Below are 1,351 nucleotides of genomic sequence, written 5' to 3' on the forward strand. Positions count from 1 at the left end.
GGGCCGTCGCCGAGAAGGCCGGCGAAGGGCCGGCCCAGCCGCCGAAATCCGTCCACCCGGCCCGGCCGGTGGCGCGGCGGCGCGGGACGGCGCTCGACCACTGGTCCTACTCCCTGGACATGCGGATCCTGCTGCAGGCCGTGCTGGGCGTGCTCTCTGGTCGACGGAAGTGCTGACGTGAGGAGTCAGGACGCGGTTCGGCCGGCTCGGTGACCGGTTCGGTGGGTGTCGGCATGGCCCGAAGGCGTCGGGCGGCGAGCTGGTGACCGAGGCGTGGCACTGGTTTCGGGGGCTCACCGACGACGAGAAGAAGATGGCGCTGTACGGGGTCGGACTGGACGTCAACATGGCGTTCCTTGCCGCCGCCGGTGGCCTCACCCTGCCGCTGGGCCCGCCGGCCGGCCCGGGCCGGCTGGAGTGTCCAGCACTCCGGCGGAAGCCAGGCCCTGCGAACTCGGACTGTGAGCGGCGGCGCGTGCCGCCTGGCTGTGCCGCGCCCTTGACGGTCCGTCAGCCCTGCGGAACGGTGACGTGCAAGTGATCGCAACTGGTTTGGTTCCGGAGGGCGTCATGGGGCTAGATTTCATCGGGATCGACCCGGAGACGGGTAAGGAGGGGTCACCGACGGTGTGGCTCGACCGCGCCAACCGCAGGCTCGTGTTCCAGGGCGTGAAGGCCGAGGAGGATCTGGAGGCCGAGGTCGGCGGGCGGAGCTGGGCGCCGGACTACGAGGCCGGCATCCCGGGCCACGAGGCCGTGGTGTGGATCCCCACCCGGATGATCCCGATCTTGCGAAAGGCATGCGATGACGCAGAGCGCGATGGGCTTCTCTGACCTGCTGGCCGCTGCACGGTATTCGGCGGTCCACCTGGAGCTGCGCGACAGCTACGCGGTCGCGGACGAGGCCGACGCTGTCGAGCGGTTCCGGCTGACCGGCGAGTCCGATCTCGACCCGGAGTCGCAGTACTGGCAGTACTGGACGGCCATGGTGCGCGAGGCGACGGCGCGGGGCGTGGTCATCCGCCGGGCCCGGATCGTGTCCGAGCCGGTCACGCTCTACACGCGCTACCTGCACGCCATGGCCCCGGTCAACATCACGGCCGGTGAGCAGGTCCGGTGGCTGCCGCGCCGCAACGCCTGCGACCCTGGCACTGCCCGGCAGCGATTTCTGGCTGTTCGACGACCGGGGTGCGCGGTTCAACCACTTCACCGGGGACGGCGACTGGGCCGACCCGCGTACCTCCTACACCGAGGACTGAAGTTCCACCCTGCGGTTGGACACTTTCCGTCTACGCTGCGAGGGTGTGACCTTGCCGGTGCCGCTGGCGGGTCTCGAGTGGCGTGACGTAGC

General features: G+C 70.4%; 1 protein-coding gene and 1 pseudogene. Both read left to right on the forward strand.

From position 1 onward, the window contains the following. Positions 1–531 precede the first annotated feature (531 nt). Positions 532–834 (forward strand): hypothetical protein, encoded by a 303-nt coding sequence (locus ABZ885_RS41255; protein WP_360200365.1) that lies wholly within the window; start codon positions 532–534, stop codon positions 832–834. Beyond that, positions 806–1,232: pseudogene (locus tag ABZ885_RS41260) on the forward strand (DUF6879 family protein); the annotation flags it as partial. The gene ABZ885_RS41255 and the pseudogene ABZ885_RS41260, both read left to right, overlap by 29 nt. Between the last annotated feature and the right edge of the window lie 119 nt (positions 1,233–1,351).

Source organism: Kitasatospora sp. NPDC047058, from assembly GCF_040643935.1.
In the GTDB taxonomy this organism is placed as follows: Bacteria; Actinomycetota; Actinomycetes; order Streptomycetales; family Streptomycetaceae; genus Kitasatospora.